Genomic DNA, 16,783 nt, shown 5'->3' on the forward strand with positions numbered 1-16,783 from the left:
TGACCACCACCCGGGCGGCGGGATATCACACCGGCTCGCACCTTTCGCTTTCCGGTCTTCCGGCGCATCGCCGGGGCCAGGGCGAGCCGGTCGCTCGGTCTCGAAGTGAACGCCGTTGCCATGCCGCCGGCACGTCTCGTTCCGGCGCCGGGCACCACCTCCTTGGGAGCATGGATGAGGAAGAGACTGGCCACCGCGGCGGGAGCGTTGCTGGCCCTGGCGGCCTCGATACTGGCCGCGCCGTCCCCCGCTCGGGCGGACACCGGGACCGCCACGGGTTTCCACGTCACCGACGGGCGACTCCTGGACGCGAACGGCAAGGAGTTCGTCCTGCGCGGCGTGAACCACGCCCACGCCTGGTACCCCACCAGGACCGCGCAGGCGCTGAAGGACATCAAGGCGCTGGGCGCCAACTCCGTGCGTGTGGTGCTCGCCACCGGCGACCGGTGGACCAGGAACGACACCGCCGATGTCTCGGCCGTCGTCGCGCAGTGCAAGCAGAACCGGCTCGTCTGCGTTCTTGAGGCACACGACACCACCGGCTACGGCGAGCAGGACGGGGCCATCTCCCTCTCGCGTGCCGTCGACTACTGGATCAGCGTCAAGGAGGCGGTGCAGGGTCAGGAGAAATACGTCGTCCTGAACATCGGGAACGAGCCGTACGGGAATTCCGGATACACGGCGTGGACCTCCGACACCGAAAGTGCCCTCGTTCGCATGAGGGCGGCTGGATTCCGTCACACGCTCATGGTCGACGCCCCGAACTGGGGCCAGGACTGGTCCTTCACGATGCGCGATCACGCCGCGGAGGTGTTCGCCGCGGACCCCGAGCGCAACACCGTGTTCTCCATCCACATGTACGGCGTGTTCAACAGCGCCGACAAGGTCAAGAGTTACCTTGAACGGTTCACATCACAGAATCTTCCCCTCGTGATCGGGGAATTCGGCAACATGCACTCGGACGGTGACCCGGACGAGGACGCCATCATGTCGACCGCGCAACAACTGGGCGTGGGCTACCTCGGGTGGTCCTGGAGCGGCAACGGCGGCGGCGTCGAGTACCTGGACATGGCCACCGGCTTCGACGCCTCCCGCCTCACCGCCTGGGGTCAGCGGATCTTCTCCGGCCCCGACGGCATCCGGCAGACCGCCAAGGAGGCCGGCGTCTTCACCGACGCCGGCTCCTCCAGCGGAAGCTGTGCGGTCGGCTACCGCCTCAGCGACTGGGGCAACTGGTTCAACGCGGACGTCACCGTCCGCAACACCGGTACGACGGCTGTCAAGGGCTGGCAGCTCGCCTTCGCCTTCCCCGGCGGGCAGCAGATCGGCTCGGTGTGGAACGCCAAGGCGGTGCAGCAGGGCAGTGCGGTCCTGGTGAGCAACGAGTCCTGGACGGAGACGATCCCGGCCGGTGGCACGGTGAGCTTCGGCTTCAACGGCTCCTCGACCACCGGCACCAACGGCGTTCCTGCCGCCTTCAGCCTCAACGGCCTCCCCTGCGCGAAGAACTGACCACTCCCCTTGCATGCGGAAGGGCCGCGTCCCGGGGGGGACGCGGCCCTTCGGCATCGTCAGGACGGGCCCACTGCCGGCGCCGGCGCGGTGGAGCCACGGGGGATCAGTGACGGCGTCGGCACCTGGTGCCCGCCGGTGTGCGTGCCGGCGATCACGTCGAACAGCACCCGCGCCACCTCGGCGCCGAAGTGGTGCACGTCGTGACTCATGGCCGAAAGCGTCGGGTGGGTGATCCGGCACAGCTGCGAGTCGTCCCACGCCAGCAGCGACAGGTCGTCGGGGACGGTGAGCCCCATCTCAGCGGCCACGCCCGCTCCGGCGACCGCCATGATGTCGTTGTCGTAGACGATCGCGGTGGGCCGGTCGGCGGCGAGCAGCAGGGTGCGGGTGGCACGCGCGCCCTCCTTCTCGTCGAACCCGGTGACGATCTGCCGCGCCTCCTCCATGCCCAGTTCCCGGAGCGTGTCGGCGAAGGCCCGGGCCCGGATGGCGCTGTGCCCCAGCTCGGCCGGACCGCCGACGCGGGCGATGCGCCGATGGCCGAGGGCCGCGAGGTAACGGACGGCCTCGCCGACCGCCGACGCGTCGTCCGTCCACACCGCCGGGAAGGGCCCCGTGAGGGAGGGGTGGCCGACGGCCACGGCGGGCATACCGAGGCCTTGCAGGGCGGGTACCCGGGGATCGTCCTGCCGGAAGTCCACCAGGATGGCGCCGGCGATCATCCGGCCGCGCCACCACTCCTTGTAGAGCGAGATCTCCTCGTCGAGGTCGCGCACCAGCCGCAGCAGCAGCGAGCAGGAGCGCTCCGCCAGGATGCTCTCGATGCCGGAGATGAAGTCCATGTAGAACGGCTCCAGGCCGAGCAGCCGGGCCGGCCGGCACAGGGCGAGCCCGACGATGTCGACCCGGCGGCTGGACAGGCTGCGGGCGGTGGCACTGGGGGCCCAGCCCAACTCGCGAGCCACGGCGAAGATCCGCTCACGGGTGGCCGCGGAGACACCGGGCTTGTGGTTGAACGCGAGCGACACCGCTCCCTTGGACACCCCGGCACGGGCCGCGACATCCTTGATCGTGACGCGTTCCGGTGAACCGCTCACGCCACGTCCACGCAGAACAGAGCGGCCTTCGCCGCATCGGCCGTGACGGAGCCGCAGCCGCTGACACGGATGCGCGTACGCTCCCCGGGCAGCAGGGTCCGACGGCCGCTGTCGCAGACGGCGGCCGGGCCGAGCCGGTCGGGCTGGAGGAGGAGGTCTCTGACGAGGGTACGGGCGCTCACCACGACGTCGACTCTATCCCCCTGACCTGGCACCGGCTCCACGGTGACGTCATAGGCCGGGCGGGGGTGGGCGAACTCCTTGTCCGGCACGGGGAAGTGCAGGGCGCGCAGGGCTTCTGCGGTTTCCCGGCCCTCGTCGTCGTGCGGGCGGGGCGACTCCCAGGCGTCGGCCACCAGGAACTCCTTCGCGGACCGCTCGTCCGGTGTCACCGCCGCGGGAACGGCGATCCGGGCCACGGAACGCGACTCGGCCGACACCTCGACGACGGTCTCGCCGACCGTGGTGCCGTCCGCCTGCATCCGCCGCAAGGTCACCGAGGTCCGCCAGGGCGTGGCGGCCTGGTTGATCGCGGCGAGCACCAGACCGCCGGCGTCGGGCCGCAGGGTCAGCAGCCGGTCGGCGTAGACGCGACGCAGCTCGTGGTGGAGCGGCTTGGGCCGTCCGTCGCCGTCGATCGCGGACCACGAGGAGACCGGCCAGCAGTCGTTGAGCTGCCAGACGATGGTCCCGGCGCACACCGGCCAGTGCGAGCGCCAGTGCTCGATGCCCTCGGCGACCGCGCGGGCCTGTACGAGCTGGGTGAGGTAGTGCCAGCGGTCGAAGTCGTCCTCGGGCATCGGGAAGTGCCGGGTGAGGCCGCGGTTCAGCTTGCCGTTGCCGTCTTCGGCCTTCTGGTGGTGGAGCATGCCGGGCGAGTCGGGGGCGAGGTCCTCGCCGGGCAGGGCGCGGCGCAGGGTGGCCAGGGCGGGCGGTGCCTGCCAGCCGAACTCGGCGACGAACCGGGGCACGTTCGCCCGGTACTCGGCGTAGTCCTGGCGGTTCCAGACCTCCCAGGAGTGGTGGGTACCGTGGGCGGGGTCGTTGGGATGGTGGTTCCAGGAGCCCGACCAGGGGCTGCCCGCGGTGTACGGGCGGGTCGGGTCGAGTTCGGCGACGATCCGCGGCAGCAGGCCGAGGTAGTAGCCCTCCCCCCAGGAGTCGCCGGCGAGCGGTGCCTCCCAGCCCCAGTCCCGAAAGCCCCAGAGGTTCTCGTTGTTGCCGTTCCACAGCACGAGCGAAGGGTGCGGCATCAGCCGGACAACGTTGTCGCGCGCCTCCGCCTCGACCTCACCGCGCAGCGGCTGCTCCTCGGGGTAGGCGGAGCAGGCGAACTGGAAGTCCTGCCAGACCATCAGGCCGAGTTCGTCGCACGCGTCGTAGAAGGCGTCGTCCTCGTAGATGCCGCCGCCCCACACCCGGACCAGGTCGACATTGGCCTCGGCGGCCTGCGCGAGGCGGGTGCGGTAGCGCGCGGGCGTGACCCGGGAGGGGAAGGCGTCGTCGGGGATCCAGTTGACCCCGCGGGCGAAGACCCGGACGCCGTTGACGACCAGGGTGAAGCCGGAGCCGTGCTCGTCGGGCGAGCGGTCGAGTTCGATCGTGCGGAAGCCGATCCGCCGCCGCCAGGTGTCCAGGGGTCCGGTCTCGCCCACCAGGGTGACGTCGACGTTGTAGAGGGGCTGGTCGCCGTAGCCGCGGGGCCACCAGAGGCGGGGAGCGGGAACGTCCAGGCGCAGGACGGCCTCGTCGCCGCTCAGTTCGGCCTCGGTGCGCACACCGGCCACCTCGGCCCGGGCGCGCAGCGGCCGGCCCCTCCCCTGCGCGGTGCGCTCGACCCGCAGCCGCAGCTCCACCCGGCCGGCCCCGTCGGCCACGGTGACCAGGGGGCGCACTTCCGCCAGGCGGGCCGTGGACCAGTGCTCCAGCCGGACCGGACGCCAGATACCGGCGGTCACGAGCGTGGGCCCCCAGTCCCAGCCGAAGTTGCAGGCCATCTTGCGGATGTACTGCGACGGCTCGGGATAGACGTTGGGCCGCTCCCCCGTCACGGCACGCACGGCCGCGGCCTCGTCGTACGCGGAGGCGAAACGCACCTCCAGCTCACCGGTGCGTCCGGTGACGTCGAACCGGTACGTGCGGTGCATGTTGCGCGTGGTGCCGAGGGGCCGGCCCGCGAGAGTGAGGTACGCGGCCGTGTCGAGTCCCTCGAAGACGAGGTCGGTGCGTTCGTGCGCACTGTCGTGCCCGAGGTGCCGGAGGTAGGTCCAGGCGCGGCGCCCCACCCAGGCGACCTCGGCTTCGTTGCGGCCGATGTAGGGGTCCGGGATGGCCTCGGCGGCCAGCAGATCGGTGTGGACGCAGCCGGGGACCGTGGCCTCGAGCACCTCCTCCCCGTGGCGCAGACACCAGCCGTCGGTGAGCTGGGTGACGTCCTTCATGGTGCGGCTCCATTCGCCTGACGCAGACCGGTCGACGGACAACGGCGGACAACTTAACCTGCTGATCAGGACCCTGTCCATAAACCGGTCTACTTACGTGGCCGTAGGTCGATCGCCAGAAAGCCGCACGTGAGCCTGGCAACCCAGGCGCGATGGTAACGATTGGGCATCACCCTAGAATCTCCAGCTGTACCGGTTAATCGACGCCTGACATAGTGCCGACATCCCACCCACCGGAGCTGAGCCGCCATCCTGAAGGAGCTGGGCACATGAGGACGAAGAGGACGTTCACCGGAGCGTTCATGGCGACCGCGATACTGACGGTCGCCGGATGCGGGGGCGGGGGCACGGCCTCCGGCGAGACAGCCAAGGCACCCGCCGACCCGGCGGACGCCTCGGGCACGATCAAGGTGCTGACCGCCCGGACCGACCTCGTACAGAACGGGACGATGGCCCGGTACGCCGCCGAGTTCAACAAGACCTATCCCAAGGTCACGGTGAAGTTCGAGGCTCTCACCGACTACGAGGGCGAGGTCAAGATCCGGATGAACACCGAGGACTACGGTGACGTCCTCATGATCCCGGCCGCCGTCGCCAAGAACGACTACCCCAAGTTCTTCGCCCCTCTGGGCACCACCGCCGAACTGAGCGCCAAGTACCGCTTCAGCGACAAGACCGACGTCGGGGGCAAGGTCTACGGCATCGCCCAGTTCGGCACCGCCAACGGCTTCGTCTACAACAAGGCCGTGTGGAAGGAGGCCGGCGTCACCAAGTGGCCGGCCAGCCCGGAGGAGTTCCTCACCGATCTCCAGGCCGTCAAGGCGAAGACGGACGCCCTGCCGTACTACACGAACTTCAAGGACGGCTGGCCGCTGACCTCCTGGAGCAACAACATCGGCTCCGTCACCTGCGACGCCGAGGCCAACGACAAACTCGCCGGCGCAGTGTCCCCGTGGAAGGAGGGCAGCGAGCTCCGCACGATCGACTCCCTGCTCTACGGCATCGTCAAGGGCGGCCTGTCCGAGAAGGACCCCAGCACGACCAACTGGGAGGCGTCCAAGGGCATGATCGCCCAGGGCAAGGTCGCCACCATGCAGCTCGGGTCGTGGGCCATCACGCAGATGCAGGACGCGGCCAGGAAGGCGGGCAGGAACCCGGCCGACATCGGCTTCATGCCCTTCCCGGTGCAGAAGGCGGGCAAGTACTGCGCCGTCCTCGCCTCCGACTACCAGCAGGCGGTGAACATCCACTCCTCGCACAAGGCGGCCGCCCGGGCCTGGATCGACTGGTTCACCGACAAGTCGGGCTACCCGGCCAAGGAGGGCGCCGTCCCGGCCGTCAAGTCCGCCCCCATGCCGAGCACACTCAAGGACTTCACTGACAACGATGTCAGCTTCGTCGAACGGTCCGAGGCGAAGACCGGCCAGGTCAACACGATCGACAACGCCGCCGAGATCGGCCTGAACAAGCCCGACTACCGCCAGAAGCTGATCGACCTCGCGCGCGGCGCCCAGAAGGGCAGCCTCGGCGACTACTTCGCGGACCTCGACAAGCGGTGGGACGAGGCTGCCGGGACCGTCGGCTCCTGAGCGGCGCACCGCTTCCCCCTGGCACACCGCCCGCGGCCGCGGCCCCGTCCGCCCCTGACGGGGCCCGGCGGCCGGCGGGCATCCGCGAAGACGAAAGGTCCGGCATGACCGAGACGACCCACAAGGCACCCGCCAAGGTGCCACGCACAGCCGCACCGGCCCGCACGCCGCTTTCGAACGGCGGCCGCCGGAGCGGGAGTCTGCTGCGCCGACTCGCCCCGTGGCTCTTCCTGGCCGTTCCTCTGGCCCTGCTGATCACGTTCACCTACGTGCCCGTCGGGAACATGATCTACTACAGCTTCACCGACTGGGACGGCGTCAGCCCGGACCGCCACTTCACCGGCGTCGACAACTACGAGCAGATCTTCACCCGCCCGGAACTGTTCCGTGTGTTCTTCGTCAGTCTCTACTACCTCGCCGCCTCCGCCGTGCAGATCGCGATCGCTCTCTACTTCGCGACCGTGCTCAGCTTCGACCTGCGCTTCCGCAACCTCTTCAAGGGAATCCTCTTCTTCCCTTACCTGATCAACGGCGTGGCCATCGGATTCGTCTTCCTGTACTTCTTCCAGGACGGCGGCACGCTCGACTCGGTGCTCTCCTGGTTCGACGCCGGGTCCGACCACGCCTGGCTCGGCGATCCCGAGTCCGCCAACACCTCCCTCGCAGGGGTGTCCGTCTGGCGCTTCACCGGGCTGAACTTCGTGCTGTTCCTCGGCGCGATCCAGTCGATCCCCGGCGAACTGTACGAGGCGGCACAGCTCGACGGTGCCACCCGCCGGCAGCAGTTCCGGCACATCATCGCCCCGAGCATCCGACCGGTGGTCAGCCTCAGCGTCATCCTGGCGATCTCCGGCTCGCTGTCGGTGTTCGAGATCCCCTACATCATGACCGGCGGCGCGACCGGCACCACGACGTTCGTCATCCAGACGGTCAAACTCGCCTTCCAGTTCAACAAGACCGGCCTGGCCTCGGCCGCCGCCGTCGTCCTCCTCGTGATCATCCTGCTGATCACCTGGATCCAGCGCCGCCTCGTGCCCGACGAAAAGGTGGACCTCGTATGACCACGCCCCTGCCCGCGCGGCGCCGCCTCGCACCGGCCCTGACCTACCTGTCGCTGATCCTCGCGTCGCTGGTCGTCCTCGTTCCGCTCGTCGTCGTCTTCCTCACCTCGCTCAAGACCTCCAAGGAGGTCACCGACGGCGGCCCACTGTCCCTGCCGGACGACTGGCTGAATGTCGACAACTATGTGACGGCCTTCACCGACGGCCACATGCTGTCCGCCTTCTTCAACACGACCGTCATTCTGCTGTTCTCCATCACCGGCACAGTGATCATCGGCTCGATGACCGCGTACGCCGTCGACCGCTTCGACTTCCGCGCGAAGAAGCCGGTCATGGCGCTGTTCCTGATCGCCACCCTGGTGCCCGGCGTCACCACCCAGGTCGCGACCTTCCAGGTGGTGAACAGCTTCGGCCTGTTCAACAGCATCTGGGCGCCGATCCTGCTCTACATGGGCACGGACATCGTGTCGATCTACATCTTCCTGCAGTTCATCCGCGGCATTCCCGTCTCCCTCGACGAGGCCGCACGCCTGGACGGGGCGAACGCCCTCACCATCTACTGGAAGATCATTCTGCCGCTGCTCAAACCGGCGATCGCGACGGTCGTCATCATCAAGGGAATCACCGTCTACAACGACTTCTACGTCCCGTTCCTCTACATGCCGTCGGAGGACCTGGGCACCATCTCCACGGCCCTCTTCCGCTTCAAGGGCCCGTTCGGCGCACACTGGGAGGACATCTCGGCCGGCACGATCCTGGTGATCGCCCCGACGCTCGTCGTCTTCCTCTTCCTCCAGCGCTATATCTACAACGGCTTCGCACAGGGCGCGACCAAGTGACCGTGGCCGCAGGCGTCTTGTTCGGCGAGTGGGCTCGCTGCGGCCGACGAGCGCGGCGGTGACGTGCACCTGCGGCAGCACGTCGGCGAGGTCGGGCAGGGGACGGCCGGGGGTTTTGGGAGCACGAGGCGCCTCTTGCCCCTCGAAGCCCTCGTGGCCGCCGTCGACCGGTGCCGTCCGGAAAATGCCGGTGCTGATGAGCAGCGCCAAGTGGTCGTTGCCGGTCCGGTCGATGAAGTCGAGGTACGCCTGCGGGCTCCCCGCGCCCGCGTACGGCTCCCGTCTACGAGACGCCGGCCAGCCCGCTGCCGACCCGTGCCGCCGTCTCCCGCAGCCAGATGTGGGCCGCGTCATGCGTGTGGACCGGGTGCCACCACAGCGCCTCACGCAACGGCACCGCCTCGTAGGGCGGTTCCACCGTCCGCACGGCGGCGATCGGCGTCAGCATCCGCGCCAGCCGTGCCTGGATCAGGGCGATGCGCCGGGTTCCGGTGACCAGCAGGGGCAGGAGCTGGAAGCTGTCGACGGACACTTCCACGCGCGGTTCGATGCCGAGCATGCCGAGCTGGCGTACGGCCGGCGCGTCGTAGGTGCGCTGGTACGTCACCCACGGCAGCCTCGCCAGGTCCTGGCGGGTGAGCCGGTCACCGACGTCCGGATGGTCCTCGGCGACGAGGAACACCCAGCGGTCGTCGTAGAGGTCGGTGGCGGGGAAGTCGCTGATGACGCCGTGCGGCATGAGCAGGCCGTCGGTGGCGCTGAGCAGGGTGGCGGTGTCGTCGACGACGGTCGGCTGGGCCTGGGTGAAGCGGAGACGGATGCCGGGGGCCTCCTGGTGCACCACGCGGGCGAGTTCGGTGCCGAAGACGGCCACCGCGTAGTCGGACGCCACCAGCCGGAACTCCCGGCTCTCCTGGGCCGGGTCGAAGTCGGCCTGACTGGCGAAGAGGCGTTCCAGCACGTCGTAGGCGGTGGCGGTGCGGTCCAGCAGGACCTGCCCGAGCGCGGTCAGCTCGTAGTGGCCGCCGACGCGGGCGAGTAGGTCGTCGTCGAAGTGGCGGCGCAGCCGGGCGAGGGCCGCGCTCATCGCGGGCTGGCTGAGACCGACGCGCTGCCCGGCCCGGGTGACGTTCCGCTCTTCGAGCAGGGCGCGCAGGGCGACGACGAGGTTGAGGTCGAGGCGGGTCAGGTTCACGGAGGGTCCTCGCGCTGGGCGACGAGCAGGGACGGTGAGCGGCAGGAATAAATCCGGTGGATGGCGATCATCCACAGAATCTATTTCCCTGATCGCAGGGAGCGGGTCCAGATTAGTCCCACCGCGATCAGGAGGACACGTCCGTGAAACCCGAACCCTCGTCCGCGCTCTTCGCCGGACCGTTCGCCCTCGCCACCCTCTCGGCCCCGGACGGGCCGCGCTTCCCCGCCCTGGTCACCCCCGACGGCCAGGTCCTCGACCTGCGGGACGCCTTCGGCGACGACCGGCTGACCACCCTGGACGTGCTGGACCGCTGGGAGACGGCCCTGCCGCAGCTGCGCGCGCTCGCGGCCGGCACCGGCCCGGCCCGCACGGCCGTCACGGACCTGCGCGTGCACGCACCGGTGGCCCCGCGCCAGGTGTTCCAGTCGGGCGCGAACTACCGGCAGCACGTCATCGACCTGCACGTCGCCCACCGCGCCCCCGGTGACGACCGGCCGGAGAGCCAGCGCCGCGCGGAGGCCGCCGAGATCATGGACCGGCGGGCCGCCGAGGACCTGCCGTACGTCTTCATCGGCCTGCCCACCTCGATCACCGGCCCTTACGACGATGTCGTCCTGCCGGCATGGGCCGAACAGCCGGACTGGGAGCTGGAGTTGGCGGTCGTCATCGGCAAGCCCGCCTACCGGGTGCCGGTGCGGGAAGCGGCGCAGTACATCGCCGGCTACACCATCGCCAACGACCTGACCGACCGCGCGACCGTCTTCCGCCGGGACATGCCGCAGATCGGCACCGACTGGCTGCGCAGCAAGAACGCGCCCGGGTTCACCCCGCTCGGCCCGTGGATCGTGCCGGCCGAGTCGATCGCGAACCCGGACGACCTGCGCGTCACGCTGAAGCTCAACGGCGAGACCATGCAGGACGAGTCGACCAAGGACATGATCTTCAAGGTCGCGCGGATGGTGTCGTACGTCTCGCGGACCGCCCGTCTGCTTCCCGGCGATCTGGTGCTCACCGGCTCCCCGGCCGGCAACGGCATGCACTGGGGCCGGCTGCTGCGCGACGGCGACGTCATGGAGGGCACGGTCACCGGTCTCGGCGTCCAGCGCACCCGTTGCGTCGCGGAGGGCGCCGCGTGAACCGCCACGACCCGGAGGGTGCGATCGCCGAAGCCGCCAAGGCGTACTCCAACTGGGGGCGCTGGGGCGAGGACGACCGGCTCGGCACCCTCAACTTCCTGGACGAGGGCAAGCGCCGCGAGGGCGCGGCCCTGGTGCGGCGGGGCGTCAGCTTCTCCCTCGCCCAGTCCTTCGACACGAACGGCCCGCAGAAGGGCTGGCGGCGGCGCACCAACCCGGTGCACACCATGCTGGACACCGGTACCGACGCCGCCCTCGGCAACCAGGGCTTCCCGCACGGCATCGGCGGCGCCGACGACGTGATCGCGATGCCGCTCCAGTGCTCGACCCAGTGGGACGGGCTCGGCCACATCTTCGACCACGGCAAGGCGTGGAACGGGCGGGCGGCCGAGCGGGTCGTCACCTCCGACGGCGACCTGGTCACCGGCATCGAGCACATGGCGCCGTACGTCGCCGGGCGCGGGGTGCTGCTCGACGTGGGCCGGGTGCTCGGAGAGGACGGTGAGCTGCCCGACGGGTTCGCGATCACCGAGGAGCATCTGACGGCGACGGCCGAGGCGCACGGGGTGACCGTGGGCCGCGGGGACATCGTCGTCGTACGGACCGGGCAGCTCGCCCGGGCCCGTCGCGCCGGTTGGGGCGACTACGCCGGCGGTCCGGCGCCCGGTCTGTCGTTCACCACGGCCGGCTGGCTGCACGCGAGCGAGATCGCCGCCGTCGCCACCGACACCTGGGGTTTCGAGGTCCGTCCGAACGAGTTCGAGCACGCCTTCCAGCCGCTGCACCAGGTCGCCATCCCGAACATCGGGCTGCTGATCGGCGAGATGTGGGACCCGGACGCGCTGGCCGAGGACTGCGCGGCCGACGGCGTGTACGAGTTCTGGCTCACGGCCGCCCCCCTGCCCATCACCGGGGCGGTCGGCTCCCCCGTCAACCCGGTCGCCGTCAAGTAACGCACGGAACAAGGGAGTTCCCTCATGAGCACAGCCCGCACGGTCCTGGTGATCGGGGGTGGCGCCGCAGGCAACGCGGCGACGGTCCTTCTCCGCCGCGCCGGCATCGCGGTGGATCTGATCGAGGCCAAGGACGACTGGAACGCCACCGCCGGCTCCGGCATCACCCTCCAGGGCAACGCCCTGCGCGTCCTGCGTGAACTCGGCGTCTGGGACCGGGTCGAAAAGTCCGGCTTCGGTTTCGGTTCGGTCGGCATCACCACCCCAGACGGCACCGTCCTGCACGTCGCCCGGGACCTGCGCACCGGTGGTGACGACCTGCCCGCCACGGTCGGCATGCAGCGCCCGCAGCTCCAGCGGATCCTGATCGACGCCGTCCGGGCCAGTGGCGCCACGGTGCGCCTCGGCACGACGGCCGAGATCCTCGGCCAGGACGCGGACGGCGTCTCGGTGCGGTTCTCCGACGGCAGCGAGGGCCGGTACGACCTGGTCGTCGCGGCCGACGGCCTCGGTTCCTCGACCCGCGCGGCGATCGGCATCACCGACAAGCCGGAGCCGACCGGCATGGCCATCTGGCGCGTCGCCGCCCCGCGTCCGGCCGGGGTGACCCGCACCGACCTCGCCTACGGCGGCCCCGCCTACATCGCCGGCTACTGCCCCACCAGCGACACCACCCTGTACGCGTACGTAGTCGAGGCCCACCGCGACCGCGCCTCGATCCCGCCGGAGACGTACGCCGACGAGATGCGCCGGCTCGCCTCCGCCTACGGGGGCCACTGGCCGGAGATCACCGCGCACATCACCGACCCGGCGAAGGTCAACTACACCTGGTTCGACCGGCTGCTGGTCGAGGGCTCCTGGCACCGCGGCCGGGTCGTGCTGGTCGGCGACGCCGCCCACTGCTGCCCGCCCACCCTCGCGCAGGGCGCGGCACTCTCCCTGGAGGACGCACTCGTGCTCACCCGGCTGCTGGCCGCCTCGGACGCCTGGGACGACGCACTCTTCCAGGCGTACTACGAGCAGCGAGTGGCCCGCGTCCGCCCGGTCGTGGAGGCGTCCGTGCAGATCGGCCAGTGGCAGCTCGACGGCGTCCGCGACGCGGACCTCCCCGGCCTGATGGGCCGCATCATGACGATGCTGCGGGAGCTGCCGTGAGCACGCCCGTCATCGACGTCCACGCCCATGTGCTGCTCCCCGAGGTCGAGGCCCTGGTGGCCGGCCTGCCCGGGCTGGCGGAGGCGAAGGCGCTGGACGCCCGGCGCAACGGTCCGGCGGCGCTCGCCGTCAGCGGGCCCATGGTCCGCGAGCGCATCCCGCAACTGACCGACCCCACCGTGCGGCTGGCCGCGATGGACGCCCAGGGCGTGGACGTGCAACTGGTCAGCCCCTCCCCCTCCCACTACCACTACTGGGCGGACGAGGAGACGGCCGAGAAGCTGTACCGGCTCGCCAACGAGGCGACGGCCGCGCACTGCCGCGCCGCCCCCGGCCGGCTGCGCGGGCTCGGTCTCGTGCCGCTGCAGCATCCTGATCACCTGGTGCGTGCCCTCGAACACGCGCTGGACCAGGAGCTGCTGGGCGTCGAGATCTCCAGCCACGCCCCCGGACGGGACCTGTCCGACCCGGCCTACGAACCCTTCTGGTCCCGGGCCGCGGAGACCGGCGCGCTCGTCTTCCTGCACCCCTTCGGCTGCACGCTCGACGAGCGCCTGGACCGGTGGTACCTGTCCAACACCGTCGGCCAGCCGGTGGAGAACGCCGTCGCCCTCTCCCACCTGATCTTCTCCGGCGTCCTGGACCGCCACCCGGGCCTGACCCTGATCGCCGCGCACGGCGGCGGCTACCTGCCCACGCACATCGGCCGCTCCGACCACGCCTGGTCGGCCCGCTCCGACGCGGGCGCGGGCTGCGCGCACCCGCCCAGCAGCTACCTGAAGCGGCTGTACTTCGACTCCCTCGTCCACGACCCGCACGTGCTGCGCGAACTGGTCCGGGTCGCGGGCGCCGACCGGGTCCTGCTCGGCTCCGACTTCCCCTTCGACATGGGCGCCGAGGACCCCGTCGGCGCGCTGCGCGCCGCCCGCCTGCCCGACCACGCATTCCACGCCGTCAGCGGCGGCAACGCCTCCGCCCTCCTCTTCAAGGAGTGATCTCATGCGCCTGCTCACCCATCTGCGCCACGTCGACCTCGCCGTGCCCGACTACGACAAGCAGCTCGACTTCTACGCCGGCGTCTGGGGCCTGACCAAGGTCGCCGAGGACTCCGGGATCGCCTTCCTCGCCGCCGAGGGCTCCCCGGAGCAGTACGTCGTCCGGCTGCGCAAGGCCGAGGAGAAGCGCCTCGACCTGGTGTCCTACGGCGCCGCCTCCGCCGCCGACGTCGACACGCTCGCCGAACAACTGCTGGCCGGGGGTGTCCGGTTGATCACCCGGCCGGGCAAGGTGGACACCCCCGGCGGCGGTTACGGCTTCCGCTTCTTCGACGTCGACGGCCGCACCATCGAGGTCTCGGCCGACGTCGAGGTGCGCCGGCACCGCAGGATCGAGGAGAAGGAGGCGATCCCGGTCAAGCTCTCGCATGTCGTCCTCAACTCCCCCGATCTCGACCGGACTCGGGAGTGGTATGAGCGGCACCTCGGCTTCGCCCTCTCCGACACCCTGTCGTCGCCGCACATGGGCGAGGTCATGCACTTCATGCGGATCTCCAACCAGCACCACTCGATGGCGCTGGCGAAGGGCCCGCACACCTCCCTGCACCACGTCTCCTTCGAGATGCGCGGCCTCGACGAGTACATGCGCGGCTCCGGCCGCGTGATCCGCGCCGGGTACCGCAAGATCTGGGGCCCGGGCCGGCACATGGCCGGCGACAACACCTTCACCTACTTCCTCGACCCGCACGGCAACACCGTCGAGTACACCACCGAGTTGGAGTGCCTGGACGAGGACACCTGGCACCCGCACGTCTACGACTTCTCGCAGCCGGAGGTCACCGACCAGTGGGGCACCGCCAACCCCATGAACGAACTCGTCGCCAAGGAGTCCTTCAACGACCCCGACCGCGGCGTCTTCGTCGCCCCGCCGGTCTGATCCCACCCCTCGCTCCCGGAGGCGCGGCCGGCCCTGTCACCTGCCCTGGCTCAGTCCCGCCGCGCCCCGGGCCCGTCCGCCCGGAGCCGCACCATGCGTTTCGCCGCCTACGCACACCATCACCACCGCCGCGTGGCCGTCGTGGAGGACGACGGCACCCTCCTGCCCCTGCCCGGCGTCACCTCGCTCACCGACCTGCTGCGGGAGTCCGGCGGTCTGCCCGGCCTGCTCGCCGCGGCGGCGCTGGACGTGCCGCCCGGCCCGCACGTGTCGGAGGTCCGGCTGCTGCCGCCGCTCCAGCCCGCCTCCGTCCGGGACTTCGTCACCTTCGAGGAGCACGTCGAAGGCGTACGGCGGTCCGTGGACGGCGCGGCCGGCGTGCCCGAGCAGTGGTACGCCGCGCCGGCCTTCTACTTCACCAACCCGCACGCGATCCACGGCCCGCACGACGACATTCCCGTCCCGCCCGGGTCGGCCGTTCTGGACTTCGAACTCGAGGTCGCCGCCGTCGTCGGCCGCGAGGGCCGCGACCTCACCCCCGAGCAGGCCCGTGACCACATCGTCGGCTACACGGTCTTCAACGACTGGTCCGCCAGAGACCTCCAGTCCGCGGAGATGAAGGTCGGCCTCGGCCCCTGCAAGGGCAAGGACACGGCCACCACGCTCGGCCCGGTCCTGGTCACCGCCGACGAACTGGAGCCGTACCGGGATGCCGACGGCTTCCTGCGCCTGGCCCTCACCGCGGAGGTCAACGGCGAGACGGTCGGGACGGACCTGCTGTCCAACATGAGCTGGACGTTCGAGGAGATGGTGGCCTACGCCTCGCGCGGCACGAGGGTGCTGCCCGGCGACGTCCTGGGCTCCGGCACCTGCGGCAACGGTGGCTGCCTCGCCGAACTGTGGGGCCGGCGCGGTGAGCGGACGCCACCGCCGCTGAAGCCAGGTGACACCGTCACCCTCACCGTCGAAGGGATCGGCAGCGTGTCCAGCACCGTGGTGCCCGGCGCGGACCCGGTGCCGCTGCCCACGGGCCGGCGCCGGTCCAGGGAGCGGCCGTGAGCGACCTGCACCCCAGGAGGCTCCTGGGCAAGGTGGTCGTGGTCACCGGTGCGGCACGCGGCCAGGGCGCCGCCGAGGCGGAGGCGCTGACCCGGGAGGGCGCCTCGGTGATCGCCACCGACGTCCGGCCGGAAAGCGGCTGCCGCCGCCTCGACGTGACCAGCGCACAGGACTGGGCCGACCTCGCCGCCGAGCTGAAGGAGTCGTACGGACACGTGCACGGCTTGATCAACAACGCGGGCGTCACCTGGCGCGCACGTCTCGGCGACGTACGGGCCGAGGACTTCGACCGGGTGCACAGGGTCAACGTCACCGGTCCGCTGCTGGGCATCCAGCACCTCGCGCCGCTGATGCCGCCCGGCTCCTCGATCGTCAACGTCGGCTCCTCGGCAGCCCTCACGGCCCACTACCCGGTGGCCTACACCGCCGGCAAGTGGGGGCTGCGGGGACTGTCGAGGACGGCGGCGCTGGAACTCGGGCCGCGCGGCATCCGCGTCAACATGATCCACCCCGGCTACATCGAGACCGAGATGACCGCCTCGGCCGCCCCCGCCTTCCGTGCGGCCGACATCCGCGAGACCCCGCTCGGCCGCACCGGAACCGTGGCCGAGGTCGCCCCGCTGGTGGTGTTCCTGCTGTCGGAGGAGTCGTCGTTCATCACCGGCGCCGAGATCCCCGTCGACGGCGGACTCACCGCGCACGGCGGGGTCAAGTCGGTCTCCGACGCACTGCGCGAGGGGGCCTCGTGAAGCGGCTGGAGGGGAAGGTCGCACTGATCGGGATGACCTCACGGCCCACACGGACGCGC

Annotated in this window: 14 protein-coding genes; 11 read left to right on the forward strand and 3 right to left on the reverse strand. The window is 70.5% G+C overall.

The window, feature by feature from the left end; genetic code table 11:
• Nucleotides 1–174 precede the first annotated feature (174 nt).
• A complete protein-coding gene (locus tag ACF1AL_RS16775; RefSeq protein ID WP_391826316.1) occupies nucleotides 175–1,512 on the forward strand; it encodes a cellulase family glycosylhydrolase in 1,338 nt (445 codons plus the stop codon).
• A gap of 59 nt (nucleotides 1,513–1,571) precedes the next feature.
• Here ACF1AL_RS16775 and ACF1AL_RS16780 read toward each other — a convergent pair whose 3' ends face one another.
• Both ACF1AL_RS16780 and ACF1AL_RS16785 read right to left on the reverse strand, forming a co-directional pair.
• Nucleotides 1,572–2,612 carry a LacI family DNA-binding transcriptional regulator gene (locus ACF1AL_RS16780; RefSeq protein ID WP_391700510.1) on the reverse strand — a complete coding sequence of 347 codons (1,041 nt, stop codon included), beginning with the start codon at nucleotides 2,610–2,612 and terminating at the stop codon, nucleotides 1,572–1,574.
• Nucleotides 2,609–5,053 (reverse strand): glycoside hydrolase family 2 protein, encoded by a 2,445-nt coding sequence (locus ACF1AL_RS16785; protein ID WP_391826318.1) that lies wholly within the window; start codon nucleotides 5,051–5,053, stop codon nucleotides 2,609–2,611. Before ACF1AL_RS16785 ends, ACF1AL_RS16780 begins: the two co-directional genes overlap by 4 nt.
• 269 nt (nucleotides 5,054–5,322) lie before the next feature.
• On the opposite strand from ACF1AL_RS16785, the gene ACF1AL_RS16790 reads away from it, so the two are divergent.
• The 3 genes from ACF1AL_RS16790 (at nucleotide 5,323) to ACF1AL_RS16800 (ending at nucleotide 8,542) form a co-directional block, all read left to right on the forward strand.
• Nucleotides 5,323–6,642, forward strand: coding sequence for an ABC transporter substrate-binding protein (locus ACF1AL_RS16790; protein WP_391826320.1), 1,320 nt, complete (start codon nucleotides 5,323–5,325; stop codon nucleotides 6,640–6,642).
• 104 nt (nucleotides 6,643–6,746) lie between these two features.
• Entirely contained in the window at nucleotides 6,747–7,703 is a 957-nt protein-coding gene (locus ACF1AL_RS16795; RefSeq protein ID WP_391826323.1) for a carbohydrate ABC transporter permease, read from the forward strand.
• Entirely contained in the window at nucleotides 7,700–8,542 is an 843-nt protein-coding gene (locus ACF1AL_RS16800) for a carbohydrate ABC transporter permease (RefSeq protein ID WP_366836612.1), read from the forward strand. Before ACF1AL_RS16795 ends, ACF1AL_RS16800 begins: the two co-directional genes overlap by 4 nt.
• A gap of 283 nt (nucleotides 8,543–8,825) precedes the next feature.
• On the opposite strand, the gene ACF1AL_RS16805 is transcribed toward ACF1AL_RS16800, so the two are convergent.
• Entirely contained in the window at nucleotides 8,826–9,737 is a 912-nt protein-coding gene (locus tag ACF1AL_RS16805; RefSeq protein ID WP_384214468.1) for a LysR family transcriptional regulator, read from the reverse strand.
• 143 nt (nucleotides 9,738–9,880) lie between these two features.
• On the opposite strand from ACF1AL_RS16805, the gene ACF1AL_RS16810 reads away from it, so the two are divergent.
• The 7 genes from ACF1AL_RS16810 (at nucleotide 9,881) to ACF1AL_RS16840 (ending at nucleotide 16,724) form a co-directional block, all read left to right on the forward strand.
• Nucleotides 9,881–10,876 (forward strand): fumarylacetoacetate hydrolase family protein, encoded by a 996-nt coding sequence (locus tag ACF1AL_RS16810; protein ID WP_391826325.1) that lies wholly within the window; start codon nucleotides 9,881–9,883, stop codon nucleotides 10,874–10,876.
• Nucleotides 10,873–11,829 carry a cyclase family protein gene (locus ACF1AL_RS16815; protein ID WP_391826327.1) on the forward strand — a complete coding sequence of 319 codons (957 nt, stop codon included), beginning with the start codon at nucleotides 10,873–10,875 and terminating at the stop codon, nucleotides 11,827–11,829. Before ACF1AL_RS16810 ends, ACF1AL_RS16815 begins: the two co-directional genes overlap by 4 nt.
• A 24-nt stretch (nucleotides 11,830–11,853) precedes the next feature.
• Nucleotides 11,854–12,984, forward strand: a complete 1,131-nt coding sequence (locus ACF1AL_RS16820; RefSeq protein WP_391826329.1) for an FAD-dependent oxidoreductase — start codon at nucleotides 11,854–11,856, stop codon at nucleotides 12,982–12,984.
• Nucleotides 12,981–13,979 carry an amidohydrolase family protein gene (locus ACF1AL_RS16825; RefSeq protein ID WP_391826331.1) on the forward strand — a complete coding sequence of 333 codons (999 nt, stop codon included), beginning with the start codon at nucleotides 12,981–12,983 and terminating at the stop codon, nucleotides 13,977–13,979. Before ACF1AL_RS16820 ends, ACF1AL_RS16825 begins: the two co-directional genes overlap by 4 nt.
• A gap of 4 nt (nucleotides 13,980–13,983) precedes the next feature.
• On the forward strand, nucleotides 13,984–14,916 hold the full coding sequence (locus ACF1AL_RS16830; RefSeq protein ID WP_391826333.1) for a VOC family protein: 933 nt from the start codon (nucleotides 13,984–13,986) through the stop codon (nucleotides 14,914–14,916).
• A gap of 93 nt (nucleotides 14,917–15,009) precedes the next feature.
• Nucleotides 15,010–15,975, forward strand: coding sequence for a fumarylacetoacetate hydrolase family protein (locus ACF1AL_RS16835; protein WP_391826335.1), 966 nt, complete (start codon nucleotides 15,010–15,012; stop codon nucleotides 15,973–15,975).
• Complete coding sequence (locus ACF1AL_RS16840; protein WP_391826337.1) at nucleotides 15,972–16,724, forward strand: SDR family NAD(P)-dependent oxidoreductase; 753 nt, start codon at nucleotides 15,972–15,974, stop codon at nucleotides 16,722–16,724. Before ACF1AL_RS16835 ends, ACF1AL_RS16840 begins: the two co-directional genes overlap by 4 nt.
• Nucleotides 16,725–16,783: the final 59 nt, after the last annotated feature.

This window comes from Streptomyces sp. NPDC014801 (assembly GCF_043082085.1).
Taxonomy (GTDB): domain Bacteria; phylum Actinomycetota; class Actinomycetes; order Streptomycetales; family Streptomycetaceae; genus Streptomyces.

Coding starts and splice junctions, on each gene's coding strand:
- ACF1AL_RS16790 (WP_391826320.1), top strand. CDS start 5,323: ATGAGGACGAAGAGGACGTTCACCGGAGCGTTCATGGCGACCGCGATA.
- ACF1AL_RS16830 (WP_391826333.1), top strand. CDS start 13,984: ATGCGCCTGCTCACCCATCTGCGCCACGTCGACCTCGCCGTGCCCGAC.
- ACF1AL_RS16775 (WP_391826316.1), top strand. CDS start 175: ATGAGGAAGAGACTGGCCACCGCGGCGGGAGCGTTGCTGGCCCTGGCG.
- ACF1AL_RS16795 (WP_391826323.1), top strand. CDS start 6,747: ATGACCGAGACGACCCACAAGGCACCCGCCAAGGTGCCACGCACAGCC.
- ACF1AL_RS16835 (WP_391826335.1), top strand. CDS start 15,010: ATGCGTTTCGCCGCCTACGCACACCATCACCACCGCCGCGTGGCCGTC.
- ACF1AL_RS16820 (WP_391826329.1), top strand. CDS start 11,854: ATGAGCACAGCCCGCACGGTCCTGGTGATCGGGGGTGGCGCCGCAGGC.
- ACF1AL_RS16800 (WP_366836612.1), top strand. CDS start 7,700: ATGACCACGCCCCTGCCCGCGCGGCGCCGCCTCGCACCGGCCCTGACC.
- ACF1AL_RS16785 (WP_391826318.1), bottom strand. CDS start 5,053: ATGAAGGACGTCACCCAGCTCACCGACGGCTGGTGTCTGCGCCACGGG.